The organism is Lysinibacillus capsici, assembly GCF_020217405.1.
Taxonomy (GTDB): Bacteria; Bacillota; Bacilli; order Bacillales_A; family Planococcaceae; genus Lysinibacillus; species Lysinibacillus capsici.
The window spans coordinates 858,939-885,867 of sequence record NZ_CP084108.1 but is presented as its reverse complement, the minus strand read 5'-3'; the positions used below and the strand labels follow the sequence as shown (position 1 = coordinate 885,867).

Sequence of the window (26,929 nt, the reverse complement as noted above, 5' to 3'; positions counted from 1 at the left end):
TTATGTAAAGATAAAAACAGGTTTCTATTTGTGAATAGAAAACCTGCTCAATCTTAAAATATGTATCGTATCATTTCATGTATGTTACAGTATGGGTTGTCACGGCACTCTGTCTCTCGGAGTGCCATCATATCTGTGCAATTTTTAATGGCTACCTCATGCCGTAATGCAATGGGGGCTATGATGGATTCATCAGCCTTATGCCGAAAATAACGACTCACACCAAGGTGCTGTTCCATTTTGTCATTGAGGACAGCACGAGGATATTTTTCTGTACTATCAACTTCCTCAAAATGCAAGAGTAACCACAATTCAAATGCTTCATTTGTATAGGCAATATGAATATTTTTTTCCTCACAAAATTGATTTACTTCCTCTAGTTGCTTTTCGGTTAGATCATCTTTATCAAAAACAATCCAAACTTCATCAAAGTATTGGTAGCTGGAATCTCGATAAGCATGTTGGGCAAGCTTGATCGCTGAACGCTTAACGTTTTTTATTTTGACACTCACCATCTTAGAGCGCTTTAAAATACGCATTTGTTCAAAATAGATGCGTTCTGTTTCACCTTCACAATAAATTAAAATAGTTTTACGCAGTGTTCGGCTCCCTTGTTGACGTACTCTCACTGCTCAGATACCTCCGTTTCTTCTAAGTATTTTTCTGATAAATACTCATTAATGACAGGCGTTGCACCGAATTCCCCTTTCATATAGCGTTTCGCATAAGAAAGATCTCCACGTTTCTTTTGTAAATCTGCAAAATCAAATAAGGAGTATAGTTCTGATTCATTTTTAAAGCTTTTATTCACAAACCAAATTTGATCGGAGCGTAGTGGCTGATCAAGCAATTCAATTTCATGACTTGTCACGACAAATTGATTACTGCTATTGCGTTTGCTATTCATAATAGCCATTAAAAACTCACAAATCGATACATGGAAGGCTGTGTCAAATTCGTCTATAAAAATGGTTTTTCCTTTATTATAAGCATCCACCATCACACAGGCTAAATGTAGCATTCGCACTGTGCCCTTAGAATCCATTGTCCAATTAATTGTTTTTGTCCCTATCGGTGCACCTGCTTCATCAAATGATAAATAATGTAGATCAATATCTACTTCTTGAATCACCTCAGGCGAATCAAACTCATAGCCAATTGTATTTTTCTCTCTGCGTTCCACACGCCTAGCCGTGACATCTTGAATGGAGAGGTCTGCAATTTTTAGCAGTTTGATCACTTCCTTTTTAAAGGGCTCCTCTTCAAGTTTACGAATAAGAGGATGACTTGATAACCGATTTGCTTCATCTAGGAAAAGAATTTTATGTAAAAACCAATCGAATATCTTTAAAGCGTCTGGATCATTAAAAACATGTAATACCGATAGAAAGGCTGTATTATTACGTGTATATTTTGTCAATTCCTGTGAAGCTGTTTGAAATGTCTCATAAGAATATTCTGTACCATCCCATTGTCTGACAAATAGTTCTTCCTTCAGTGACTTGTTCGTTTTCACAAGACGTTCATAGAGAACTTGAGAAGCATTATACTGAATTTCATAATCATATAAAGCTCCGTCCAAAAAAAGCGATATCATAAACTCTGTTGGTTTGTCTTGCTGACTTCCTAACTTAAACGGTTGATAGGGTAGACGTAACTGCTTTACATTATTTAAGTTTTCAAAATTAAAAAGCAAGGAACGTAATACTTTAATAGCCGTAAACAGATTAGATTTTCCGCTTCCATTTGGACCAAAAATAAATGCGCTTTTTACAAGACGAAGTGTATCAAACTGAATTGTATGGGTATCCTTCCATTTTCGTAGGCGACTTCCAGCTACCATTGAAAACAACGTATCGTCTTTATAACTTAAACAATTCTTTACTCTAAAATCTACAAGCATATGTAAGCCTCCGTCCACAACCATTTCTTTAATGAATTATTATACTATAGACATAGAAAAAGACATATTACGCAATGTAATATGTCTTTTTACTTTATTGTCCCTTTATCCACTTTTTTGTTGAATTTCTGCTAATGATTCATTTTGTAGCGCGTGCAATGTACGTTCAATGCCTTCTGCAAAAGAAATTTTAGGCTTCCAACCAATTGCATTGGCTAATTTATTATTATTTAAAAACGAATGCTCAATATCTCCTTCTCGTGCTGGAGCATATTGAATTTCAAGTGGATGGTTTAAGTGTTGGAGCAGTAAGATGACTTGGTGAATAGACCAAGCCTCATTAGTGGATACATTATACGTGCCTTGTAAACGTGCAGATACACCTGCGTATATAGCATCAGCAATATCATCTACATAAATAAAATCACGTGTTTGTTCTCCATCACCATATATTGTAAATGGTTTACCTACCATACTGCTTTTTAACATACTTGGAATCACAGCTGCTTCACCTTGCATTTGCTGTCTTGGCCCGAAAACATTAGCAAATCTATAGATAAGAACAGGCAAACGATAATCTTTTTGCCACTTCTCACAGTAGGTTTCGCCAATGCTCTTGTTTAATCCGTACATAGATATTGGTTCACAGACATCTGATTCCTCTAATGGAGGATAGTGACTATCTCCGTAAACAGCTGCTGAGGAGGCAAAGACAAAGTGCTGTACCTTATACTTGGATGATAAAAAAAGCATTTGGCTAAGTCCAACTATATTTGTCAAAATATCCTTTACTGGCTCCTGAATAGATTGCTGCACGCTCGTTTGCGCTGCACAATGAACGACCACATCAAAGTTTATTTCCTTAAAGAGATGCTCGCAAACCTCATCCTCAACATTTAAAAGATACGATTTATGCTCAAAGTCAACATTCCGTAAATGCCCCGTACTTAAATTATCAATAATATAAACCGTTGCACCTTCTTCAAAAAAACGCCTACCTACTGCACTGCCAATAAAACCATAGCCACCTGTCACTAATACATTCATCCTATCGCCCCCAAAAACAATATGATGATTTATATGCAGTAATTACTAAAAATATGCAAGAAACTTATTTACTGGTAATTTTTCTCAAATTCTTTTTACTAGATTGCATCATCTACTTTGAGCTATATAAAAAGCATGTTTGAAGATTACTTCAAACATGCCCTAGCTATCTATTTTTAAGCTGGATTAATTTCTAATTCAACCGTTACTTTAATATCTTTCCCAACAAGGACCCCACCAGTTTCTAATGCCGCATTCCAAGTTAGACCAAAGTCTTCACGATTAATTGTTGTTTCAGCTTCAAAGCCGTATACTTCTTGACCCCATGGATTTGTGCCTTTTCCATTAAATTCTGTATCAAAAGTTACTGATTTTGTAACGTCTTTAATTGTTAAATCACCAGTTACCGCATATTCATCGCCAGCTTTTTTAGCAATATTTGTAGATTTAAACGTAATCGTTGGATATTTTTCGGCATCAAAGAAATCTGCTGCTTTTAAATGATTATCGCGATCTTCGCTACGTGTATTAATACTTGCTGGATCGATTGTAAAACTAATGTTAGCAGTTGTTAAATCTGCAAGATCTGCTGCCTCAATATCAGCTGAGTAACTGTCAAATACACCCTTAACTTTTGATACCATCATGTGTTTTACTTGAAAGTTAATTGCTGAGTGTCCTAAATCAATGTTCCATTTTGCCATTATAAATTCCTCCAATTGGTTGATTTTATCTCGATTTCGAGATATATTTTAAAATATGAAGCAACTACATCTTTTATGTTACCCAAAATTGGATAGGATAAACATTTGTAGTTACTTATTTGTTTACATCTTAGCTTATGAAAAGTTTTTAATTACTTTCTGTAACCTACTATATATTAATAATTTAGTTACGTCAAGTAATTAAAAATAAATTTTTAAAACATAAAAAAAGATGTCCGATTCATCGGTACATCCCTCTCTATGTAATAAAAAGAATATCACCAATATTTGGTGATATTTAGCCGCAGCAATATATTATTTTGCAAAAACCTCAAAAATACCAATCATGATAAGTAGCCATCCTGAGATTGCTGTAGAATGCTTGCCAATAAACGTTTTTGCTAGTAAAGAGCCACATCTACTTCCTACTCCAACTGTGATAAAGGAAAATACGCCGATAGAAATGACTGTCCAAAGGGCTGAGATGCCATTTGCGCCTATTGCAATCCCCCCTGCTAAACAGTTTGCTGACAAGACAAAGCCAAGTGCCATTGCTTCTCTTGTTGAGATCACTAGATTTTTATCTTCATCAAATAATTCGGGATTTCCTGCTATCCGCTGATTAGAAAAATTATTGGACATCAAAGTCCATAGACCAATCACACACAGTAGTAAACTCCCTAGTAAATTAGCAGTATGCGGTGAAATATACTCGACAACTGTGCTACCAGCTGTTACTGCGACATATGTGACAATCATCGACATAACAGCAATCACCACATTTGATAAAATTGGAATTTTAACTTGTTTGACACCATAGGCTAGACCAATCCCCAAGTTATCTAAATTCGCAGCAATTCCTATTAGGATAATTGTAATCCAATGCATACTACGCCTCCTCAAATCTCCGTCTCCACTTTCACCTATCTTATGTCAACAATAAAAAAATTAATGGGCACAACAAACTTTAGTTGATTATGTTCTATCTTTTAGCATGGTTTGATTAAACCATCAATTTGACAAAAGTAACAACTTGTTTATAAAATTAAGTTGTTACTTGCTAGTATTTTTACTTTTATGTAAGAAACAATAGAAAGGAGATGTAATATGAAACTCATCAAGTTATTGAAAATAGGCATAGCATTTATATGCCTTATTGTGTTAACTGCATGTGGTTCAGAAAATGAGGACACAAAGAATACTGAGAAAGGTGAAATCAATTTAGCATATGTTGAATGGGATACTGAGGTTGCATCTACACATGTAGTAGGACAAGTACTAGAAGATTTAGGATATAAGGTAACATTGACACCTTTAGACAATGGGATCATGTGGGAAGCACTAGCAAACGGAGAGGTCGATGGTATGGTATCTGCTTGGTTGCCACAAACACATGCCCCACAAGTAGAAAAATACAACAATAAGATAGAGAACTTAGGAGAAAACCTAACTGGTGCTAAGATTGGTTTGGTTGTACCAAGTTATATGGATGTCGATTCTATTGAAGATTTAACAAACCAAGCTAATCAAACCATTACAGGCATTGAACCAGGAGCTAATATGATGGCTACGACAGAAAATGCCTATAAGGAATATAAAAATCTGGAAGGTTGGAATGTTTTGACCTCGTCTGCTGGTGCAATGACTGCAGCACTCAGTCAGGCTATCTCTAATAATGAAGAAATCATCATCACGGGCTGGTCACCACACTGGATCTTTAATGCCTATGATTTAAAGTACTTAGATGACCCCAAAGGTTTATATGGAACAGAAGAATATATTGGCACTTTTGCGCGGAATGGTTTAAAAGAGGATGCTCCAGAAGCCTATAGTGTCCTTGACCGTTTCAACTGGAGTGCTAAAGATATAGAAAGTGTAATGTTTGATATAATGGAAGGCATGAGTGCCCCAGATGCTGCGAAAAAATGGATTGCTAACAATCGAGAAAAAGTAGCCGAATGGACGAAAGATGTACAAACATAAAAAGAGAACCCATTTACTAATGAGTAGTAAATAGATTCAGACTGTAGACGGCTTATTCTATAATAGAATAAGCCGTCTACAATTTTTAACGTTCCCAAAAATGAGGGGGGTTCAGGAGCGTAATCATGAACTAGCAAACTTCTGGAGAAAAGTAGCTAAAGTTCATCCTCTCTACACTGTATTGTAGAACAAGGAATATTCTTTATATGATAATGATAATCATTATCATATAAATTGTCAACATTAATAATAATGATTTTTTCATTTATCAGTAGTTGTCTTCCACTGTTTTGAAAACAAAACGTTGCTGGTTGCTTGCTTTCCTTTGTGCGATCGCTTTCTCCGCTACCGTGTACTGAACACATTAGATTTTTACGCCAATTTCATGTGTGCATTACATACATAGAGACGACCCTATAAAAGTGAATCGCCCTCTCACCATGCTAAATACTTTTGCAAATGAAATTTAAAATAAAAAGCTGCTACCTATAAGATACTGGCAGCAGCTTCCTAGCTAAAATTAAACTTAAAAGCGTATAGTAATGGAATTATAGATTATTGAACTACATCAGGGTGGAAACCATCTTTTTGGAAGTAATCCTCATGTGACCAAATATTTAATTTTGCATCCTGAGCTTTTTTTTGAATAGCTCTAAATGCTTCTTCAAATGTATTATTTGGCTTATGAATATAACGTACAACTGCAAGCCCTTCGTTTAATAAAGATTCCTGCAATAAGACATTATCTACAAACACGTAGGCTAGATGGCGATCATAATTGTCTGTTTCTGGTCCAACATCATAGACCGCTTCAATTTTCTTAGCCTGTTCCAATAAATTGATCGTATACTCTTTTGCTTCTTCCGCATATGGCTGAGCGCCACCTTTGTTGTAATTCATTTCAGGAGTATCCACCATTAATAGACGAATTTTTTGTTTCTCACCATTAATTGTCGCCTGAATCGTATCCCCATCATATGCTTTAATATAGTCTATCACAAAGCGTTTATTACCTGTTTTTCCTTCCACTTGTTCAATGGTAATAGTACCTTGCTGATCTGTAACTGATTTAGTACTTTGATCTTCCGCAGGTGATCTGCCAAATATCATGTACAATGCTACAGCCAAAATAATCGTGCCACTTGTTATTAATGTTTTTATATCTTGCATTTTCATGTAGTAGGTCCCTCACAACTAATCATCATTGCTTATACTTACGATTCGTATAAGTTGTGCACCTCATCATCAGGAAGACAACAAGTTTCACGATGTCTCTATTGTAAAATATCAAGCTACTACATTCAAGCTATCATATTGTCACTGCTACCCAGTGATTTGGTAAAACCTCTACTAACTGACTATTTTCAACCTCATAACGCATTTTCACATCTTCTGCATGTTCAGCTTCATTATATTTTTGCTTCTCTATTGCAGGATCTGGAACAGGAATAGAACGTAATAATGCACGTGTATATGGATGTTGTGGGTTAGCATATAGCTCTTCACTTTCTGCCAGTTCTACAATCTTCCCACCATACATGACGGCAACACGGTCACTGATATGCTTCACCATGGATAAATCATGGGCAATAAATAAATACGTCAACCCAAGCTTTTGTTGTAATTCTTTTAATAAATCAACAATCTGCTTTTGAATGGATACATCTAGTGCCGATAAGGGTTCATCACAAACAATAAAGTTTGGCTCAACCGCTAATGATCTCGCAATACCAATTCGTTGACGCTGCCCTCCCGAAAACTCATGAGGATAACGCATGGCATGTTCTTTCTTCAAACCGACAAGTTCAAGCAATTCCTCTACTCGTTGTCGTCTCTCCTCATGCGTCTTCACTAGACCATGAATATCAAGAGCCTCGCCAATAATGTCTAAGATTTTTCTACGAGGATTTAACGATGAATAGGGGTCTTGGAAAATAATTTGCATATGACGACGTATTGCCTTTAGCTGTTTTTTCGATAGCCTTGTTACAGGTATTCCTTGATATAGAACCTCGCCATTTGTAGGCTGATGAAGCTGGAGAATCGTCCGACCTGTAGTCGATTTACCCGAACCTGATTCACCAACCAAGCCCAATGTTTCACCAGGATATATAGAGAATGATAAATCATTCACTGCTTTCAACGTTTGACCACGACCTAATGGAAATTCTTTAGATAGATGGGTCACTTCGATTAACGGCTTATGTCGATCGATACCTGGCTGTATAGTAGCAATCTCTTTTGGCTGCTTTTTCTCATGCAATTTTGGTAAGGCATTCAATAATTTCTGGGTATACGGATGCTGGGCATTTGCAAAAATTTCTTCTGTTGTGCCCTGTTCAACTATTTCTCCTTCTTTCATCACTATGATGCGATCACACATACCTGCAACAACGCCTAAATCGTGTGTAATTAAAATAATAGACGTTCCCATTTTCTTTTGCATATCGCGCATTAATTTTAGGATTTGAGCTTGAATAGTAACGTCCAGTGCTGTTGTTGGTTCATCTGCAATAAGCAGTGAGGGATTACAAGCAAGCGCCATAGCAATCATTACTCGTTGACGCATACCACCTGAAAATTCATGAGGATATTGTCGATACCGTTCTTCTGCGTCTCTAATACCAACCAGTTTTAATAATTCTATTGTTTGTTGATAGGCGTCGGTTTTGGACATTGACTGATGCTTGATTAAACTTTCAGCCACTTGATCGCCTATTCGAATAGTTGGGTTTGTGGATGTCATCGGATCTTGGAAAATCATACTAATATCTTGTCCACGTATCCCTTCCATTTGTTTTTCACTGAATTCCGTGAGTTCTTGCCCTTTAAACACAATTGAGCCAGATTTCAAAAATGACGGTGGCGATGGTAATAAACGCATAATGGAGCGAGCCGTAACACTTTTCCCGCTCCCAGACTCTCCCACAATTCCGAGTGTTTCACCTTTGTTTAGATGGAAGCTAACGTCCTTAACGGCTTCAAATTCTGTCTCCCCTGTGATAAAGGATACCCGAAGATTATTGATTTCTAAAAGCTTTTCACTCATTCGACCCATCCTTTTTAAAATTTTTGATTGACTTACTTTCAAGTATAATCCATACTTTACAATACTGATAGGAATTATACAATATAATGCTGAATATTTTATTTACGTTTGGAGGAAATGCATGATTACTTCAAAAAATCATTTAAAACCCGAGAAATTTATTTTCTTTTCTACGGTTTATCAAAAACTAATGCATCAAAAGCCTTATCATCTACTTCTTTTTCTTTTTAGTATTTTAGTTCACCCTTTTACATACTTTATCTATCGGAAAAGGAAACATTCAAACATTTATGATCAGGCTTTTGCATTGCGTAGTAAGTACTATATAGAGCAAGGATTGGTTACCCAGTGGCAAAAAGAATTTGAGCAGCAAGAAATAGCAAAAGCTACATTTTTTAAAGAGGCTGTATTGGCGTCACAAATTCAGATCACTGCCAAGCACTTAGCTCAAAAGAAGCTTCAACAGCAAGTGGATCAGGATTTACAAAAAGAAGACATACAGCAACTATCCTATGTCCAATTTTTTAATCAGCAACTAACTAACAAACGTTTTGTGGCTCTTACCTTTCTACCAGCTGTTTTATTTTATGTAGTACTTATCTTATTTGCGAATCCATTTCTGCAATTTATCATTGAACGTATTTTACAAAGCTTCATTGTGATTGTTGGTGTGGCTACATTAGTGTTTACCATTTTATATTTATCACCCTTTGATCCAGCAAGAAACCTACTCGGAGTTGAAGCAACACCTGTGCAAATAGAAAACTTTAATCGCATTCATGGGTTGGATCAACCTTATTTATCACAGCTATGGAACGCATTATCCGGTCTATTTACATTTGATTTAGGTACATCCTTTGCAGGTAAAGAAGATATCACACATAGCATTGCTACAAAATTTCCTGTCACTCTTGAAATTGCCCTATTGTCGTTGCTAATGGCTATTGCTATTGCCATTCCAGTCGGAATTATTTCAGCTGTTCGTCCAAATTCATATTTGGATTATACATTTATGTTCATTGCTTTAATTGGTTTATCCATCCCAAGCTTTTGGCAAGGTTTAATTTTTATTTTGACATTTGCTCTAAAGCTACAATGGTTTCCAGCTACCTATAACCCTCATAATTGGCTATCGCTTATCATGCCAATTGTCGTCTTGGGAACATCCATTACGGCTTCTATTGCTAGGATGACAAGGTCAAGTATGCTTGAGGTAATTCATGAGGATTACATTATTACAGCAAAGGCTAAGGGCTTAAATGAATTCAAAGTGATTTCAAAACATGCCATTCGCAATGCTATGATTCCGATTATTACGGTGATTGGACTTCTTTTTGGAGGTATGTTGGGAGGCGCATCTGTAACAGAAAAGGTATTCAACATTAGTGGGATAGGTAGCTATATCGTCGATAAACAATTTATTCCTGATATTCCGGCCATTCTTGGGGGCGTTGTTTATATTGCCATCACCATTTCGATTGTCAATTTATTCATTGATATCATGTATGCCTTTTTTGATCCACGCATTCGCTCGAAAATGAAGAAGTCTTAAAGGAGGATCACCTGTGAAAAACATCTTACATGTCAAACTACTCTTGAAGATTACACAGGAATATGTCAATTCTCATTTTACTTTTGTCTTTTCCTTACTGTTTTCTTTACTATTTCTAGCCTATAGCTATAATTTTTCCAGCAATAGCTGGCGACCAGTGGTTCTGCTTCTTTTTGTTATTTATGCCATTACTACTGCATATGTTGCCTTCGTCAATCTACAAATTAGAAAGGATTTAGCAACGTATGGTGACATTCAAAAAAATACTCGAATGTTTGGCTATCCCCTTTTAATAACGATACTGTCAGGTAATATTTTTTCGACATCCTTTGCATTTATGCTTGTGTCAAAAAGAAAGACTGCAGAATATACTTTTGCTGCCTATGCCTTTATAACACAGCTATTCATCTTAGGTATTGCAGCATTGAATTTATGTAAGCCATATGTAACAGATACCTTTTTACTAGCAATGGGCGTTTTCTTAGTACTCTCGCTTCTCTATATCGTGATGGCCATAGTATGTACGAAATATGTCACAGCAACTGAGGCACCAAAATGGATGCTCATTCCAGGTATTATCCTACTATTGGCGACTTTCACTGGTAATCTATTTGCGACTTTACTAGGATATAGCCTTATCCAAAAGGCTCGAAAGGCAAATCCATCCTCTATTGAGAAATGGCAAAAAATATGGGAAAAGATTTTACGCAATACAATGGCTGTATTCGGCTTATTCTTCATTATTTTCATGTTCTCGTTATCCGTTACAAGCTCTTGGACTTTCGACTATGATTTCGCTACTGAAAATAATTATGGAGCATTGCTACAAACGCCTACATTAGAATACCCACTAGGAACAGATAATTATGGTCGAGATTTATTTTCTCGTATTGTGTTTGGGGCACAAATATCATTAATCGTCGGATTTTTCTCCACGATTATCCCCGCAGTTATTGGTGGCGCATTAGGAGCATTTTCAGGCTATTATGGTAAATCAACTGATAATATCATCATGCGAAGTCTCGATATTTTATATGCCATTCCAGGGATATTGTTAGCCATTGCTATTATCGCCGCATTTGGTGCTAATACTGTGAATCTTATTATTGCACTTAGTGTTGGAGCAATCCCAACCTATGCCCGTACAATGCGGGCAAATGTTATGCAGCTTGCTAATTATGAATTTGTAGAATCGGCTAGAGCATTAGGTGCATCTGATGCAGCTATTATTTTCAAGCACATTGTCCCCAATTCTTTAGCACCAATGATTGTGAAAGCAACATTAACGATTGGCGGAGCTGTTATTTCAACAAGTAGTTTAAGTTTTTTAGGGCTTGGTATTGAGCCACACATTCCCGAATGGGGCAATATTTTAAAGGTTGGTAGTACGTACCTGGAAACACATTCATATGTCGCGATTTTCCCAGGTCTTTGTATTATGCTTCTTGTCCTCTCCTTTAACTTCTTAGGAGATGGTTTACGAGATGCTTTAGATCCAAAAACAAATTAATCGGAGGTAACTATGAAGAAATTACTTGTATTTTTATTCGTTGCAGTACTAGCTTTGGCTGGCTGTGTACAAACAAAAACTGACGTAGAAGGCAGTAAAGATTCAAAAGATAGTGACAAGAGCAATGGTAAGATTGCCATTGAAGTATTAGGAATGGCAGCTTCGGAAGAAGACATGAACATTGTACGTGACCAATTAGTGAAAAATGGTTTTGATGTAAAGCTAAATATTCAACCAGATTACGGTTCTTTCTCTGCTCAAAAAGAAGCAGGTAACTATGATCTTGCTCTTTCAAGCTGGACGACAGTTACAGGGAACCCCGACTATGCTGTTCGTGGTTTATTTAAAACTGGTGGTGACTACAGTGTGGTGGCAGATTCAAAACTAGATGCGTTGATTGATGAAGCGAGTACATTGACTGGTGAAGAAGCAGCAGCGAAATATAAAGATTTAGAACAATTATTAGTATTCGATCAAGCTTATATTGCGCCTTTATATATTTCCAATAAGTATCAAGGTATCTACTCTGAACTTGTAAACCCTAAAACAGTACTTTTACCAAAATCCCGCGCACAAGTTTGGGAAAAAATAGAATTTAATGATACATCTAAAAATGTAACAGAACCTTTAATTTTACACCAAACAATCAATTCTCTTACTTCACTAGACCCAATCAAAGGGAATGATGGTTCAATTAACACATTAAACACGAATATGTATGTTCGTCTTGTTAACTTAACAGACACAGATGACGTTGTGTCAGATGGTTCATTATCTTACAACCATGTAATGGCTGAAGGTAATCAAGAATATTACTTCATTTTACGCGATGATATCAATTTTGCAGCAGTGAAAGATGGTGCAGCTGTTGATACAGGTGAATTAGTGTCAGCTGAAGATGTAGTCTTCTCATTAAACCGTGCGAAAGACGCTAATTCAGTACCAGATCATCGTACTTACAGCATTCATGAAAACATTGAAACAGTCGAAATCGTTTCTGATTTAACTGAATTACAAAATAAAAAAGTAGCAGGCTCTGAGCAATCCGTTTTAGAAGCATTATCACAAAACCTACCTGCTTCTGTAGCGCAATTAGCAAAAGATAAAGGTGCTGTTAATAATGCAGCAGGTGCATACCAAGTTGTTAAAATTACAACACCTACACCTTTCCCACAAGTATTAAACTATTTAGCACACCAATCTGGTGGTATCGTATCTGAAAAACAGGTTACAAGTATTAATACGTATGATGTGGCTAACTACAACCCTGACCAGGACATTGCCTATGGTGATCAAGCTACTGTAACGGAAGGTTCAGCTACATTCAATAACCAGCTATACGCAAGTGGTCCTTACATTTTAGTGAAGAAAAATGATTATGAAGCACAATTTGCGAAAAATCCTGCTTATCGAGCTGGCAGCGAATATGAGCCAAAAATGGCTAAAATCAATGTCCGTTTTATCTCTGATGTTGATAGTGCCCTATCTGCATTACGTAATGGTGAAATTCATGTTCTACAAACAGTACCAGAAACGAAACTGGATATTGTCAAATCAGATGCTAAACTAACATTAAACACGGCAGATAGTAATGCTGTGTCGTACCTACAGATGAATACATCTGGCCGTGCGGTTTCTGATTCAGCAGATTTACGTAAAGCAATTCTATACTCTATTAACCAAGATGAATTCATTAGCTATTATCAAGGCAATAAAAAACCAGCTGTATCCACAGTTTCTCCATTAATTGATACAGGTTTAAAACTTGAAGCAGACAGCGAAAAAGTAAAAGAATTTGTAAAAGCATATAACGATAATAAGTAATACAAAAAGAGCCTTCTCAAAAAATTGTAGTGACCCCTTAAAGTTAGAGTTTTAGTTATGCAGCTAATTGGCTGGCATGAGTTCGGTATTTTACCGGGCTCATACCGGCCAGTTTTTGTTTAATTCGTTCATTATTGTAGTAATCGATATACTTCTCTATTTTCTTCTTTAACGCTTCATAGGAGACTAATTCTTCCCCGTAATACATTTCTTGTTTGAGTAAACCAAAGAAGTTCTCCATTGCGGCATTGTCTGCACAGGTTGCTTTACGAGACATGCTTTGGAAAATCCTGTTTCGCTTTAATGTTAGCCCCCATAGATGATGTTGATAGTGCCAGCCCTGATCTGAGTGAATCGTTGTACGGTATTGGGCATGTCCTTGAATAATTGGGAGTACTTGTTTCAATGAGTCTATTACGAAATCAAGTGTAGGGCGTTTAGACATACTAAAGCCCAGTATTTCACCGTTATATAAATCCATCATCGGACTTAAATAGAGTTTTTCGTTGTTTGTACATTTGAATTCTGTTACGTCTGTCACGAGTTTTTGTAAGAAATACTTTGTATGGAAACGGCGGTTTAATCGATTCTTCGCGACTTTTCCTACAGTACCTTTATACGATTTATAGCGTGATTTACGCACGAATTTCACGCATTTTAAATTCAATTCACACATGATTCGTTGTACTTTTTTATGATTGATTGTATGTCCTTGACCCTTTAATTCCGCATGAATCCGACGATATCCATATCGCCCTTCATGTTGCTCAAAAGTCTCTAAAATCAACGTTTTCCACGCTTGATCTGGATCTTCGTTCTTCAGTTGCTTGATGTGATAGTGATACGTTGCTTCTGGAATATCAACTTGTTTAAAGATGTCTTTTAATCGGAATCCTTCTTCTTTGAGTTCAAAGGCGATTGCGGCTTGTGCTTTTCGAGGAAGGCATCCGGGTTCTCTCGAAAAGCCTTCAACTTTTTTAAATACGCAACCTCTAGACGAAGTCGTTCATTTTCCCGTTCTAACTGCTCCTCACGAGACATTATTTTGTCTACTTTTGTTACGGTAGCTTTTGATTTTTTAGACATAGATGACCTTCCCTTCGCATGTGTCAGGCCTTCTACTCCTTCTTTTAAAAACTTACTGTTCCAAGTTGCGATTAAACTAGGTTGATTCATGTTAAATCGAATGGCTGTATCTTGGTAAGAAGCACCTGTTTGTTTCATAAAGTTTAATACATCTAATTTGAATTGAACAGGATATTCCTCATACTGGTTTTTCCGTTGTAAACCTTCTTCTCCAAAAGCTTTATAAGCCCTAACCCAACGTTTTATTGGGGTTGGAGATGGCATACCATATTTTTTCGCTAATAATAGGTAGCCCAGATTCCCTTTTAAATACTCATTAACGATCTTTAATTTAAAACCTTGGCTATATTTCGCCATACAAAAACACCCCAAAAATTAGATTTATTACTCTAACTTTTGGGGTGCAGCACCAAAATTTGAGAAGGCTCTTTTTTAATGGAAGAAACTCATTTTAAATTTCATTATGTGATTTTGGCTTTGGTCCTAGCTCTTCAGGTTCGATATCAGCGAATGTTTCGCCTTCTTCTTCTAGGTCACGCATACGATGTGCAATACGGGAGGCCGCTGAAGCCGCTATACTAGCAACCAAATCATCTAAAAACGTGTTGACATGATGTCCGGGTTCTGTATCCAGTTTTTTAATAATCCCTATTTTCTGCTTATCTAAGTGACCAAAAGTAGTAACGGCAATGCTGCCATATGTAAATACAGATCCTAGTGCGATTGTTTCGTCTACACCAAATAGACCTTCATCTGATTCGATAATTTGTTGTAGTGGTGAAGATAATAACTTCTTCTCTGCTAATTCATCTAATTCAATTCCTACTAATAAGGCATGTTGCACTTCTCGCTTACGTAATACACGTTCAACAGAATGAACACAATGCTCTAGTGTTAGACCTTCATTATAGGTTTTTTGCATTTCGTAAACAATTTGCGCGATATCCTCTATCGCTACACCTCTACGAATTAACGCGGCTTGAGCTGCCTTTGCTACTTCGTCAGAGTGCACACGAATACTTTTATTATGCATAATTAACCCTCATTTCGATTTTTATTGCTAGTATAATGCTAGCCCAACCTATTATACCTTTACTTACGTAATATGGTACAATTTTGTTACAAACACAAGAAGGAGTGTCATCATTGGATAAGGGAACAGTACAGGATTTAACATTTTACAGTGAGTCATTACAGGAAGAATTACAGCTCTATATTTATGTTCCTGCAAATTATTCTCCACTATATAAATACAACATTTTAATCGCATCAGACGGTAAAGATTATTTCCAACTTGGTGGTATTACAAAGCTAGCTGATGAACTGATTGATGACTATGAAATCGAAAATTTAATTATTGCATTTGTTCCTTACAAAGACATAAAAGATCGTCGTCATAAATATATCCCAAGCGGTGAGCAACATGAAGCCTATCTTCGCTTTTTAGCACATGAGCTAGTGCCATATTTAGATCAGGAGTATGCCACTTACCAAATGGGTATGAGTCGTGGAGTGATTGGTGACTCTATGGCTGCTACTGCTTCCTTAATGGCTGCTTTAAAGTATCCTAGCATCTTTGGCAAAGTCATACTACAATCACCTTATGTAGATGCTGATGTATTAAAGGCTGTGGAAAATTTTAAAGATCCAGGATCTATTTCTATCTACCATATCGTTGGCAACGGCGAAGATCAGGTTGTGACAATGGATAAAACCATCAAAGATTTTTTAACACCTAATCGTCAATTGCATGATCTCATGATAAATAAAGGGTTTACTACATTTTATGACGAGTTTGATGGCAATCATACATGGAAATATTGGAAACCAGATCTTCGACGTGCATTAATTGAAAATTTCAATTAATATTAGGCGATTCAAATTACGAAAACTGAAATTTCTGTTATACTTAATTAGAAAAATTGTTTATTTTCGGGAGGTAATGGACTATGAAGTACGGTATTGTGGCATTTCCATCAAAAAAATTGCAAGATTTAGCGAATACTTATCGCAAACGATACGATCCTCATTATGCAAAGATTACACCGCATATGACATTAAAGGACAGCTTCGATGCGTCTGAAGAAGAAATTCAAACCATCGTCAAGCAATTAGATGAACTTGCTGCTAAATATGCACCTTTAAACATTCATGCATCTCGCATTAGTTCGTTTTTCCCTACAACAAATGCGATTTACTTCCGCATTGAACCAACAGAACAATTAGCAGCATTCCAACACGATCTTCAAGAAAAAATCCCTTCTGGGGAAATGAAGCATGTATTTGTTCCACACATTACAATCGCTCAAAAAATGTCAGATTCAGAGCATGATGACATTTTTGGTCAATTACGCATGACAGGCGTTGATGAAAAAGATACAATTGATCGCATTCATCTTTTATATCAATTAGAAGATGGTTCATGGACAACTTACGAAACATTCCGTTTGTCTGGAGCTGAGTAATTGTTGCATAACGTTAAAATTGTTGAAACAAAGCAAGAACACGATGATGCCTTTGCTATTCGCAAAAAAGTATTTGTTGAAGAGCAAGGTGTTCCGCTTCATCTAGAATGTGATGCTGAGGATGCAACTGCAACACATTTCATTATGTATGATAACGATGAGCCTGTAGGAGCAGCACGTTTACGTAGTATTGACAACAATACAGCTAAAATTGAGCGTGTTTGTATTTTACAATCCCAACGCGGGAAAAAATTAGGCGCTTTAATTATGAAGGAAATGGAGAAGCATGCCATTTCTATCAATAAAAAAACCTTAAAACTTCATGCACAAAGCTATGCAATTCCCTTTTACGAAAAGCTAGGCTTTACAGTTACCTCGCCTGAGTTTATGGATGCTGGTATTCCACACCGTGCTATGGAGAAGAATATTTAATGAAAGGGTGTTACGATATATATAATGTCGTAACACCCCTTTTTTATGAGACGAATTCGCTTGCCACCATTTATCTACTCTATCGTAACAAGCTGCATTGCCAAGTAGATATGCCATGCGCTACTTCATCATTCTAGTGATTTTATCGAAATCTAGTGATGCTCCATCTTGAATAATAGATTGTACTAATTTATCTTCTAACTCTTGCGTAATCGATCGGTTAGATATTTTAGCAACACGTCGTACAATTTTTCTTACTTGTTTTTCACTTGTAAAATCCGCATGTTGAATGGCATTGGCTAATGCGAAGATTTCATCCATCGATACACCTGTTTTTTGCTCAATCGAATTAAAAAACGAGCGATGCATGTTTTCCCTCCTATCATAAAAACTCAAAATGACCTTGCGTCTTGCACGAAACATTTCGCAAATGGTGGAGGCCTTAACTTTATTTAGAATATCCTAAATAAAAGCTAAAGCCTTTATTATGTTCATCAAATTAGATGTAAGTAGCGCCAACAATAATTAATAGAATGAATAGTACAACAATTAGAACAAATGTAGAACCATAACCATAGTTGTTGTTGCCTCCAGAGTATCCTCCGCAGTAGCTATTGTTCCACCCACCAACGTTATTTCCGTACGGTTGTGAGCCCCAGCCTTGGTATCCCATAAAAGCACCCCTCCCTTCTACAACCTATAATATGTTTCGGTCGTAAAAATGGGAGGGGTATTCGTCTAGTCAATATTTCCTTTTGGTCTAAATATTAAGGCACCAATAAAGCCGAACACAATAGCAGCACTAATTCCTGAGCTTGTTACTTCGAACATGCCTGTTAATACGCCAACAAGTCCATGTGCTTCTGCCTCTGCCAGGGCACCATGTGTTAATGAATTCCCGAAGGATGTAATGGGCACTGTCGCCCCTGCTCCAGCTAAATTAATTAATGGCTCATATAAGCCCATACCATCCAAAATCGCACCTACAACCACTAACGTACTTAGTGTATGGCCCGGTGTTAAATTGCCAACATCCATTAATAATTGGCCTATGACACAAATAATGCCTCCAACAATAAATGCAAATACAAAAGTCATAACCATGTTTTTTGCCTCATTTCATCGTAATTTCTATCGCATGTGCCGTACATGGAATCGTCTCGCCTTGCTGATAGGATAGCGGAGATAATAACGCCCCCGTTGCTACTAGTAATACTCGCTTATAGCTCCCTGCACGCATTTGTTGAATAACATAACTAAAAAAAACAGCTGCCGAACAGCCTGCTCCACTTGCACCAGATTGAAATGCTTCATCCTGTCCATAAAATTCAGCACCTGCATCACGTAATAACGTGAGCTCTTCATTTTTCACGCCATTTTCCACAAGCATTCCTTTCAATAGCTTTAAGCCAAGCTGTCCCAAATCGCCTGTTAAAATTAAATCGTAATGATAAATTTTTTGATTTCTCTGTTGTAAATGAGATTGAATCGTCTGAAAAGCAGCAGGTGCCATTGCAGCACCCATATGGAAAGGATCATCCATACCATAGTCAACGGATTTTCCAATTGTTGCCGCTTCTATAGAAGGATATTCCTCTCGATGCTTCCCAATTAACGCATAACCAGCAGCAGTTACAGTCCACTGAGCTGTTTGTGGTTTTTGTGCGCCATAATTGATGGGGTAACGAAACTGGCGTTCAATTGCATTATGTTGACTAGAGGCACCTGCTAATGAAAAATTAGCAGCACCTAACTCGGTTAACAGGCATGCAATAATGACTGAAGATACAGATGTGGCACATGCCGAAAAGAGTCCAATAAAAGGGATTTCTAAATCCCTAGCGGCAAAATTAGTTGGCGTCATTTGGTTGACTAAATCTCCACCCATTAAATAATTGATATCACCTTTTTGTACGCCCATTTTTTTCATAGCAAATTCACAGGCCTCTTCGATCATTTTACGATGTCCCTGTTCGTTTGTTTTCATTTGCCAACGTTCATCATCATACACAGAGTCAAAATATTGACTAAAAATACTCCTATTTTCTAATGGACCTGCTACCACACCACCTGCTAAAAGAGAGGGCTTCGATTGAAATACAATTACCATGAAACCACTCCTATCGTTACGAGGATATATTTAATGAGCGCTACAAAAAATGCTGACACTACACCAAATAAAACAACTGATCCTGCTAATTTAAATAAATTTCCTCCGACTCCCAATACTAGCCCTTCAGAACGATGCTCGATTGCTGCCGAAATAACAGCATTACCAAAGCCTGTTACTGGAACTGCTGATCCAGCCCCAGCAAATTGACCAATTCTTTTATAAAGGCCAAGACCTGTTAATATCATTGCGAAAAATACCATCGTTGCAACCGTAGGATTTCCTGCTGTTGCTTCTGTAAAATTGAAGAAAATAATATAAAAAAGAGACACAGCTTGACCGATTGCACAAATAAAACCGCCAACGAAAAAGGCTTTTGCTACATTCTTTAAATAAGGGGGCTTTGGTGTAACATTTTGCTCTAACTGTTGATACTGCTCTTTTTCCATTTATGTCTCCTCCTTTGCAAGCTCTTTTAGTTCTGTAATTTTATCGCTTAATTTATTATCTTCCATCTGATCCTTTTTTATTTTATTGGCTTCATAAAAAATTTTGTAATCAGCGGAGACAAACACTTCTTTGTTTGGATATTTCTCTTCAAATTTCTTTTGCAATTTTTTCTCTAACTTAGTTTTTTTCCACTTTTCCCATGGTTTAATTTGTACTGCGATAAGCATACTATCGTCATATTGAATAACCGTTGAGCGATCAACATAGTCTTCTTCTTTAATAAGGGTTTCGACTTCACTTTCATTTTGTGGAGACCCATAGACGATAAATTTTTCCTTTTCAGCACAACCATTTAACAGCGATAAAACAACTAAGAGAGGTAACGTCATTCCTAGTAGCCTCAAGTTTTACCCTCCTTTTCTTTACAGTTTCTCCACACATAAAAAAACTATTCATTCAAAGAAATACACAAAAGCCCGAGTCCAGTTTTCAAAAGTACATATTGTAGAAGTAGTAACAAGGAAAGGGGGTGACAATATGGGTTGTGGTAAGCCAACAAATCCTATTGGACCAATCCATTCAGCAGGCTGCGTTTGTGACGTAGTTCGCGCTATTTTAGATATTCAAAATCAAGCGGTGCGAGATGAGTGTTCTCCATGTACAGCAAACTGTTTCTTAGAGCCACTAGGCGGGATTGTTAGTCCTGCACGCTCACAAGCAGATACACGTGTTTTCATGTTAATTACAAAAGATGGTACTCCTTTCAAAGCATTCTTTAACTCTCCAACAGCAGATCCTTGTATTTGTACATCTGTATTCTTCCGCGTAGAAGATATGTTTGATGAATGCTGTGCTACTTTACGTGTTTTAGAGCCATTATGTACATTTGACTCTAGTGAAAGTACAGTAGACTTACTAAGCAAAGACGGTTGTTGTATCAACATGAAGAAAATCTGTAAAGTAGATGACTGGAGCTCAACAGATAGCTGTATTACTGTGGATTTATCTTGCTTCTGCGCTGTACAATGTATCGCTGATGTTGACTTAGGGATTTGTGACTAATTCTTTCACCTTTGACACACACACATAAAAAAAGTGTACAGCATCCTCTGCTGTACACTTTTTTTATAAAGTTGGCAATTTTCTTCCTCGCCAAAGTATTTGCTGTATATCTTCAAAATGAATGATCTCCTGTATTTTCAATTCTAATGATGTGAGCATTAAAGAATCATTCTGTACATCTGAAGCTGTCCCAGTTAATTTTCTACCATCCTTTAAACAAACTAATAATGGCTGATAGGCTCTCTGACGAAATGGTTTTTCTAAAAATTGGAGCTGTTTCAGTAAATAAGGATCTATTTGTACATCATCTACTATCTCATTTTTTTCTTCAACTATTTGCTCATCGAACATATTGTCCTTCACATAGACAGATGTACTTTCATCCAAATCAAGTTCATGTAACACCTTAGAAATATTTAAAAAATATGATGGTGATTTTATAAACAAGCGTGGTTCTTGATCCACTTTACTCACTTCCCTTTTTTCCATACAATATGCGAAAGTAAGCAAATTGGTTCTTAGCCTATTTGGCTTAAGAAAACTGTCGCTAAGCCCAAATAAATTAAAATACTTGTAATATCATTTAAAGTAGTAATAAAGGGTCCTGATGCAACAGCAGGGTCTATTTTTAGTCGATGCATTAACAATGGAATAAATGAACCAGCTAAAGTCGCCACTAAAATAGAGCCACAAAGTGCTGCCCCTACTAACATACCTAGGACAAGTTCATGTTTCCAAAAATAAACGATCCCAATAACAATTAATCCACAAACAATGCCTGACATTAAGCCAGTACCTGCTTCACGTAATAGTAACTTAAATTTACTATGTTCTTCTACATCACCTGTTGCAATCCCTCGAATTGCCACGGCCAATGCCTGTGTTCCACTATTACCTGAAGTTCCTGAAATTAATGGAATAAAGACCGCTAGTAAGGCAACCTTATCTAATGTATCCTCAAATTGCCCCATTAGGTTAGCTGTTAACATACCTAGAAACAGTAGAACTACTAGCCAAGGCAAACGTTTTTTAGCCGCTTGGAATGGTGTTACATCAAATTTATCCATATCCGAAATACCGGCTAATTTAGAGTAATCCTCAGAAGCCTCTTCATCAATAACATCAATAATATCGTCAACCGTGATAATACCAAGTAATTCTCCTTTATCATCAATAACAGGTGTCGCTAAGAAATTATAATCCTTCATAATTTGCGCGACTTCTTCTTGGTCATCGCCTACATGTACCATTACGACACGCTCATTCATAATAGAACGAATAAGTGTATCCTCGTCTGCAATGATTAAATCTCGTAACGATATAACACCCGTCAGACGATGTTCTTCATCCACTACAAAAATATAATAAACAGTTTCTGCATCTGGTGCCTCTTTACGCAATATGGCCATAGCTGAACGAACTGTTGAATTTTCTGGTATAGCGACATATTCAGTGGTCATGATAGAACCAGCAGTATATTCATCGTAGCTTAGTAGTTCATTAATATCTTCTGCCGCTTCTTCATCCATCATTTCTAAATAGCTTTCGCGCTGTGCTGTATCCAGTTCATTTAAGACATCTGCCGCATCATCTGCGTACATATGAGATAGCATTTCTGCACCGTATGATTGATCCATTTCAGCAAGATATGCTTTATACTCATCATCTTCAATATCGATTGCCTCAAAAATATCAGCCATTTCTGTCGGAGACAAGAACGAATAGATGATTTTCCTTATATCAGGTTCCACCTTTTCATAAAACGTTGCCTGATCATATGGATGAAGTTCTAAAAACTCATCACGGAATGCTTCAATATTATGTGCTTCTAGCATTTCTCGTAGATGTGCCTCATCAAATTGCACATCATCCTTTTCATTTCTTTCCTCTATCATGCTTGTCCCCTCCTTCCTAGCTTTCAATCATTTTACGGGCAATGCCTGCCGTAAATCTACCTTCTATATAATAGAGTGTAATGTACCTTTTCTGCAAACTCTTTTTTAAGTTATATTTATGAGCAATTGGGCAGATTTTTATAAATTTCAATATTACGCCTAAAATCATGACGATCCTATTTTACTATACCTTACCTTTGTCACTTTGTTATGAATAAGGTGTAAAAATAATCTACTTCTCTAATACGCGGTTTAACCTAAATCAAAAAATGATAAGGAGATGCTCGTTTGCGCGAACACCTCCTTTTATCAAAAATTTATGCAGAAGATTCCTTCAGTAATCTTTGCATGTCTTCATTTAGCATACTTGTAAAGTGTAATGGCACACTTGTTAAAGGATGTTCCATACTTAAAGATACACAATGTAATGCTTGTCGATCAATTTGAAGACGACTACCACCATAAAGGTCATCCCCTACAAGTGGATGTCCAAGATGCGACATATGCACGCGAATTTGATGTGTACGCCCTGTATGCAGTTGAAGTCGTACATGTGTCATTGGTTCAGCTCCCAGTGAAAAACGCTTCAGAACCTTTACATCTGTATGTGCATATTGCCCATCTTCCCGTACTTCTCTTTCAATAATACTACCTTCTTTACGACCAATCGGAGCTATAATCGATTGAAAGTTTTGTTCGATATGTCCATGTACAATGGCTTCATATTGTCTTGAAATCTCTCTCTTACGTTGAGCAAGCCCTGTTAAATGATGAATATGAGCATGCTTAGCTATGCATAGTAAACCTGATGTATCTCGGTCTAGCCTTGTAACAATATGAGCCGTAGAGGCCAATCCTTGTTGCTGAAAATAGCCACAAACTAAATTTGCAATGCTGTTGGTTGGATGCTCTCGTGAGGGTATCGTACTTTGATGGGCTGGTTTGTTGAGCACTAAGATGGCATCGTCTTCATATACAATGGTCAAATCCCCATGCTCAATAGCAAGCCCTTCACTTTTTTCTTCGGGAGGAAACGTTACTTTCACACAATCTCCAACTTGCAGGATATGTCTCACATTACGTTCGACATCATTCACAGTCAACATGCCACCATCAAACTTAATAGCTGTTAGAGCTCGCTTAGAAATACGCCACTCTTGAAGTGCCTCTCGTAATAATTGGCCATTTTTCTTCGCCTCAAATTGTAATGTAAATCTTGTATCCACGTTATTCATTTGCAACAAATGATTCATGCACTCGCTCCCAAAATGGGAATGGTCGGAAACGGGCAAAACGTACTCTTTCATTTGCTACATTAAACGCTATGGCTTTCACATCACCTTGAGTAATTTGCAAGTGATCAACAGTCATATTAAAATTTTGTTCATTTACAGGACGCAATACACAATGATGGTGTGCTGGCAAGATTAATGGCGATCCTACTGTCCTGAAAACGCGGTTATTAATTGAGGCAATTTCAGTGACTTGGAGTGCCGCTAGTGTAGGATGTATGATGGCTCCACCTAGTGCTTTATTATAAGCCGTACTACCCGAAGGAGTGGATACACAAAGACCATCGCCACGGAAACGCTCAAATTGATTGCCATTTAACTCAACATCCATCACAAGTGTAACATCTGGTGATTTGACGGTTGCTTCGTTTAAAGCAAGATACGTATTGGATTCGGCATTATGATGCTCTACCCTTACTTCCAGCAGTGGATATTCCACAACATTAAAATCCTTTTTAGCAATGGACAAAACTAATTTTTCTAATTCAGATGGTTTCCAATCCGCATAAAATCCTAAATGCCCTGTATGGATACCAACGAAGGCTACCTGGTCTAATAAATGAGAGTATCGATGAAAGGCATGCAATAGTGTGCCATCTCCTCCAATCGAAACAACAATTTCTGGCGTCTCTTCATCATAGGTCAAGCCAAAATCCTGTAAATAGGTTTTAGCAAGTTCCATCAGTTCGTTGGATTGTGCATCTCTACGTGATTGAATCGAAAATTTCATTGTGCGTCACGCTCCTTCTCCGTTAGTAAATTAGGATTCGATGCTTCTTTATATTCGCTAAAGTAGGCCTGTGCCTCTTGAATTTCACTACGAATGGATGACATTTCCTCATCCAACCGAAATGCTGCCTCCGCAGCACTTTGCAAACGATTCTTAATTTCTTCTGGGAACATCCCCTTATATTTATAATTTAAAGAATGCTCTATTGAAGCCCAGAAATTCATAGCTAGTGTTCGGATTTGTATTTCCGCTAATACTACTTTTTTTCCTTGAATTGTTTCAACAGGATACTCCACTATCATATGGTATGAGCGATAACCACTAGGCTTATTATGTGTAATATAATCGCGTTCTTCCACTACACGCATATCTTTTCGCTGACGAATTAGCTCAGTTACCGTTGAAATATCATCAACAAATTGACACATAATCCGAAGGCCAGCAATATCGCCAAGTTCATCACCAAGTTGTTTAGAAGGCTCAAAAGCTAGTCCTTTTTCTAACGTTTTGTCATATATACTTGCTAAAGGCTTGACACGTCCTGTGACAAATTCAATTGGCGAATTGGCATTAACAATACCAAATTGCGAACGCATGCCCTTTAATTTTACTTTTAATTCGTCTACTGCTTGTTTATAAGGACTTAAAAAAATTTCCCATTGTCCCATTGTAAAAACCTCCCGACAATCGGTATCGAACACCACCGTCTGTTCGTTTTGTCTTTCTATTCAGCGAGAATAGCCTTGAAGTGTTGTTCCACTGCTTGGACAAATTCTGCCCCATAATTGTAATTTCCTTCAATATTATACACGAGCATTTCTAATTCCTCGTAGAAATTTGTCAGTTCAATCACTTCTTCACCTATTCGTAGCAATGGATTTTTCCCTTTTTGTAAAATATGTACAAGATTCTCCCAACTACTCGGTGGAAAACGCAAGTAATGATAGTCTTCACCTGCATCAAGTAAATAAATGAATGCAAAATCATCTGAATCTGCAATGAGTTGTCCAGCAGGTTTTAATTGTAAATTTACTTCATTGTCGTTTAAACTAAAATGAAGTTGATCCTGTTCAAAATTCGATGTATCTATTGTATAAATTTTACGCACATGCGGTTCCCCTTTTCGTTGTACTCTTCCTCTTATTTTAGCACACAGGGTAAATAGTTGCAGTGTGTAAATATTAATTCAAGCGAAACAACGGATGAAAAATAAAAAATAAATAGGTGACTATAAATGACGCAAGAAATTGAGATTGAATTTAAAAATCTATTAACAAAACAGCAATACGAGGAATTATTACAAGAGTTCCACATTAGCCAAAATGCTATTCATCGTCAAGCAAATCATTATTTTGATACACCTAATCAAGCTATTCGCAAACTACAAAGTGGGCTTCGTATTAGACAAATTGGTGATTATTACGAATGTACGCTTAAAGAAAAAAACGCTGAGCATGCTCACCTTGAAACGACGGATGAAATAACAGCCATAGAGGCGCAACAAATGTTAGATGGCAAGGGATTTTATGCTCAAGAGGTAGGTAAAAGATTAGCGCTTCATAACATTCCTTTAGAACAATTGCATGTATTTGGTACTCTCACTACAGATCGTGTCGAAATTCCCTACAAAGAGGGACTTCTTGTTTTTGATCATTCTTTCTATTTGCAGTGCGACGATTATGAGGTAGAATATGAAGCAAAAGATGCAATAAAAGGAAATATAATTTTCGACGAATTTTTACAACAATATGGTATTGATAAGCAACCAACTGATAAAAAAATTGCTCGTTTTATGAAGGCACTAAAAGCACAAAATTTATAAAAGTAGAAAAAGG

General features: G+C 36.9%; 30 protein-coding genes and 1 pseudogene. 9 read left to right on the top strand and 22 right to left on the bottom strand.

Features of this window, described 5'->3' with window-relative positions; all coding sequences use genetic code 11:
* Window positions 1-53: 53 nt before the first annotated feature.
* The 5 genes from LCP48_RS04165 to LCP48_RS04145 form a co-directional block, all read right to left on the bottom strand.
* Complete coding sequence (locus tag LCP48_RS04165; RefSeq protein WP_004224549.1) at window positions 54-629, bottom strand: RloB family protein; 576 nt, start codon at window positions 627-629, stop codon at window positions 54-56.
* Entirely contained in the window at window positions 626-1,903 is a 1,278-nt protein-coding gene (locus tag LCP48_RS04160; protein WP_009371864.1) for an AAA family ATPase, read from the bottom strand. The genes LCP48_RS04165 and LCP48_RS04160 overlap by 4 nt, the downstream gene beginning before the upstream one ends.
* 105 nt (window positions 1,904-2,008) lie before the next feature.
* On the bottom strand, window positions 2,009-2,950 hold the full coding sequence (locus LCP48_RS04155; protein WP_009371866.1) for an NAD-dependent epimerase/dehydratase family protein: 942 nt from the start codon (window positions 2,948-2,950) through the stop codon (window positions 2,009-2,011).
* Between the two features lie 176 nt (window positions 2,951-3,126).
* Entirely contained in the window at window positions 3,127-3,654 is a 528-nt protein-coding gene (locus LCP48_RS04150; RefSeq protein WP_004224534.1) for a YceI family protein, read from the bottom strand.
* Window positions 3,655-3,969: 315 nt separating this feature from the next.
* Window positions 3,970-4,542, bottom strand: a complete 573-nt coding sequence (locus tag LCP48_RS04145; protein ID WP_004224530.1) for a manganese efflux pump — start codon at window positions 4,540-4,542, stop codon at window positions 3,970-3,972.
* Window positions 4,543-4,761: 219 nt separating this feature from the next.
* On the opposite strand from LCP48_RS04145, the gene LCP48_RS04140 reads away from it, so the two are divergent.
* Window positions 4,762-5,637 (top strand): glycine betaine ABC transporter substrate-binding protein, encoded by an 876-nt coding sequence (locus tag LCP48_RS04140; RefSeq protein WP_004224527.1) that lies wholly within the window; start codon window positions 4,762-4,764, stop codon window positions 5,635-5,637.
* A 555-nt stretch (window positions 5,638-6,192) separates the two neighbouring features.
* Here LCP48_RS04140 and LCP48_RS04135 read toward each other — a convergent pair.
* Together LCP48_RS04135 and LCP48_RS04130 are read right to left on the bottom strand one after the other, a co-directional pair.
* Window positions 6,193-6,813 carry a thermonuclease family protein gene (locus tag LCP48_RS04135; RefSeq protein WP_009371871.1) on the bottom strand — a complete coding sequence of 207 codons (621 nt, stop codon included), beginning with the start codon at window positions 6,811-6,813 and terminating at the stop codon, window positions 6,193-6,195.
* A 133-nt stretch (window positions 6,814-6,946) separates the two neighbouring features.
* Entirely contained in the window at window positions 6,947-8,686 is a 1,740-nt protein-coding gene (locus LCP48_RS04130; RefSeq protein ID WP_263643094.1) for an ABC transporter ATP-binding protein, read from the bottom strand.
* Between the two features lie 121 nt (window positions 8,687-8,807).
* Here LCP48_RS04130 and LCP48_RS04125 point away from each other — a divergent pair, with 121 nt between their 5' ends.
* The 3 genes from LCP48_RS04125 to LCP48_RS04115 are packed head-to-tail and all read left to right on the top strand — an operon-like array spanning window position 8,808 to window position 13,572.
* Entirely contained in the window at window positions 8,808-10,238 is a 1,431-nt protein-coding gene (locus tag LCP48_RS04125; protein WP_004224517.1) for an ABC transporter permease, read from the top strand.
* A 13-nt stretch (window positions 10,239-10,251) separates the two neighbouring features.
* Window positions 10,252-11,748 (top strand): ABC transporter permease, encoded by a 1,497-nt coding sequence (locus LCP48_RS04120; protein ID WP_004224513.1) that lies wholly within the window; start codon window positions 10,252-10,254, stop codon window positions 11,746-11,748.
* A 12-nt stretch (window positions 11,749-11,760) separates the two neighbouring features.
* Window positions 11,761-13,572, top strand: a complete 1,812-nt coding sequence (locus LCP48_RS04115) for an ABC transporter substrate-binding protein (RefSeq protein WP_004224510.1) — start codon at window positions 11,761-11,763, stop codon at window positions 13,570-13,572.
* Window positions 13,573-13,627: 55 nt separating this feature from the next.
* Here LCP48_RS04115 and LCP48_RS04110 read toward each other — a convergent pair.
* The 3 genes and pseudogenes from LCP48_RS04110 to LCP48_RS04100 form a co-directional block, all read right to left on the bottom strand.
* Window positions 13,628-14,494, bottom strand: a pseudogene (locus LCP48_RS04110) (IS3 family transposase); the annotation flags it as partial.
* Window positions 14,455-15,015: a helix-turn-helix domain-containing protein gene (locus tag LCP48_RS04105; protein ID WP_004224868.1), complete on the bottom strand. Its 561-nt coding sequence runs from the start codon at window positions 15,013-15,015 to the stop codon at window positions 14,455-14,457. The gene LCP48_RS04105 and the pseudogene LCP48_RS04110, both read right to left, overlap by 40 nt.
* A gap of 94 nt (window positions 15,016-15,109) precedes the next feature.
* Window positions 15,110-15,691, bottom strand: coding sequence for a phosphatidylglycerophosphatase A family protein (locus LCP48_RS04100; protein WP_004230976.1), 582 nt, complete (start codon window positions 15,689-15,691; stop codon window positions 15,110-15,112).
* 113 nt (window positions 15,692-15,804) lie between these two features.
* Here LCP48_RS04100 and LCP48_RS04095 point away from each other — a divergent pair, with 113 nt between their 5' ends.
* From LCP48_RS04095 to LCP48_RS04085, 3 genes are all read left to right on the top strand, one after another.
* Entirely contained in the window at window positions 15,805-16,524 is a 720-nt protein-coding gene (locus LCP48_RS04095) for an alpha/beta hydrolase (RefSeq protein WP_004230974.1), read from the top strand.
* Between the two features lie 83 nt (window positions 16,525-16,607).
* On the top strand, window positions 16,608-17,123 hold the full coding sequence (locus LCP48_RS04090; RefSeq protein ID WP_004230972.1) for a YjcG family protein: 516 nt from the start codon (window positions 16,608-16,610) through the stop codon (window positions 17,121-17,123).
* Between the two features lie 3 nt (window positions 17,124-17,126).
* The gene (locus LCP48_RS04085) at window positions 17,127-17,555 is read left to right on the top strand and encodes a GNAT family N-acetyltransferase (RefSeq protein ID WP_192807168.1); all 429 of its coding nucleotides are present in this window, start codon (window positions 17,127-17,129) and stop codon (window positions 17,553-17,555) included.
* A gap of 120 nt (window positions 17,556-17,675) precedes the next feature.
* Here LCP48_RS04085 and LCP48_RS04080 read toward each other — a convergent pair whose 3' ends face one another.
* The 6 genes from LCP48_RS04080 to LCP48_RS04055 all read right to left on the bottom strand — a co-directional run bounded on the left by LCP48_RS04080 (window position 17,676) and on the right by LCP48_RS04055 (window position 20,519).
* Window positions 17,676-17,924 (bottom strand): stage VI sporulation protein F, encoded by a 249-nt coding sequence (locus LCP48_RS04080; RefSeq protein WP_004230969.1) that lies wholly within the window; start codon window positions 17,922-17,924, stop codon window positions 17,676-17,678.
* A 130-nt stretch (window positions 17,925-18,054) separates the two neighbouring features.
* On the bottom strand, window positions 18,055-18,228 hold the full coding sequence (locus LCP48_RS04075; RefSeq protein ID WP_004230967.1) for a YjcZ family sporulation protein: 174 nt from the start codon (window positions 18,226-18,228) through the stop codon (window positions 18,055-18,057).
* A gap of 65 nt (window positions 18,229-18,293) precedes the next feature.
* Window positions 18,294-18,653: a stage V sporulation protein AE gene (gene spoVAE / locus LCP48_RS04070; protein ID WP_004230960.1), complete on the bottom strand. Its 360-nt coding sequence runs from the start codon at window positions 18,651-18,653 to the stop codon at window positions 18,294-18,296.
* A 16-nt stretch (window positions 18,654-18,669) separates the two neighbouring features.
* Window positions 18,670-19,665, bottom strand: a complete 996-nt coding sequence (locus LCP48_RS04065) for a stage V sporulation protein AD (protein WP_054549787.1) — start codon at window positions 19,663-19,665, stop codon at window positions 18,670-18,672.
* Window positions 19,659-20,114, bottom strand: a complete 456-nt coding sequence (gene spoVAC, locus LCP48_RS04060) for a stage V sporulation protein AC (RefSeq protein ID WP_004230957.1) — start codon at window positions 20,112-20,114, stop codon at window positions 19,659-19,661. The genes LCP48_RS04065 and spoVAC overlap by 7 nt, the downstream gene beginning before the upstream one ends.
* The gene (locus LCP48_RS04055; RefSeq protein WP_225340734.1) at window positions 20,115-20,519 is read right to left on the bottom strand and encodes a YhcN/YlaJ family sporulation lipoprotein; all 405 of its coding nucleotides are present in this window, start codon (window positions 20,517-20,519) and stop codon (window positions 20,115-20,117) included.
* A 133-nt stretch (window positions 20,520-20,652) separates the two neighbouring features.
* Here LCP48_RS04055 and LCP48_RS04050 point away from each other — a divergent pair, with 133 nt between their 5' ends.
* The gene (locus tag LCP48_RS04050) at window positions 20,653-21,177 is read left to right on the top strand and encodes a CotY/CotZ family spore coat protein (RefSeq protein ID WP_004230953.1); all 525 of its coding nucleotides are present in this window, start codon (window positions 20,653-20,655) and stop codon (window positions 21,175-21,177) included.
* Between the two features lie 63 nt (window positions 21,178-21,240).
* Here LCP48_RS04050 and LCP48_RS04045 read toward each other — a convergent pair whose 3' ends face one another.
* From LCP48_RS04045 to LCP48_RS04020, 6 genes are all read right to left on the bottom strand, one after another.
* Entirely contained in the window at window positions 21,241-21,642 is a 402-nt protein-coding gene (locus tag LCP48_RS04045; RefSeq protein WP_004227430.1) for a hypothetical protein, read from the bottom strand.
* A gap of 53 nt (window positions 21,643-21,695) precedes the next feature.
* Window positions 21,696-23,072 (bottom strand): magnesium transporter, encoded by a 1,377-nt coding sequence (gene mgtE, locus LCP48_RS04040; protein ID WP_004227432.1) that lies wholly within the window; start codon window positions 23,070-23,072, stop codon window positions 21,696-21,698.
* Between the two features lie 317 nt (window positions 23,073-23,389).
* Complete coding sequence (locus tag LCP48_RS04035; RefSeq protein ID WP_225340733.1) at window positions 23,390-24,325, bottom strand: RluA family pseudouridine synthase; 936 nt, start codon at window positions 24,323-24,325, stop codon at window positions 23,390-23,392.
* A complete protein-coding gene (locus tag LCP48_RS04030; protein WP_004227435.1) occupies window positions 24,300-25,094 on the bottom strand; it encodes an NAD kinase in 795 nt (264 codons plus the stop codon). The genes LCP48_RS04035 and LCP48_RS04030 overlap by 26 nt, the downstream gene beginning before the upstream one ends.
* Window positions 25,091-25,762 (bottom strand): GTP diphosphokinase, encoded by a 672-nt coding sequence (locus LCP48_RS04025; RefSeq protein WP_004227437.1) that lies wholly within the window; start codon window positions 25,760-25,762, stop codon window positions 25,091-25,093. Before LCP48_RS04025 ends, LCP48_RS04030 begins: the two co-directional genes overlap by 4 nt.
* A gap of 56 nt (window positions 25,763-25,818) precedes the next feature.
* A complete protein-coding gene (locus tag LCP48_RS04020; protein WP_004227440.1) occupies window positions 25,819-26,202 on the bottom strand; it encodes a UPF0738 family protein in 384 nt (127 codons plus the stop codon).
* Window positions 26,203-26,328: 126 nt separating this feature from the next.
* On the opposite strand from LCP48_RS04020, the gene LCP48_RS04015 reads away from it, so the two are divergent.
* Window positions 26,329-26,916, top strand: coding sequence for a CYTH domain-containing protein (locus tag LCP48_RS04015; protein WP_004227442.1), 588 nt, complete (start codon window positions 26,329-26,331; stop codon window positions 26,914-26,916).
* Window positions 26,917-26,929 lie beyond the last annotated feature (13 nt).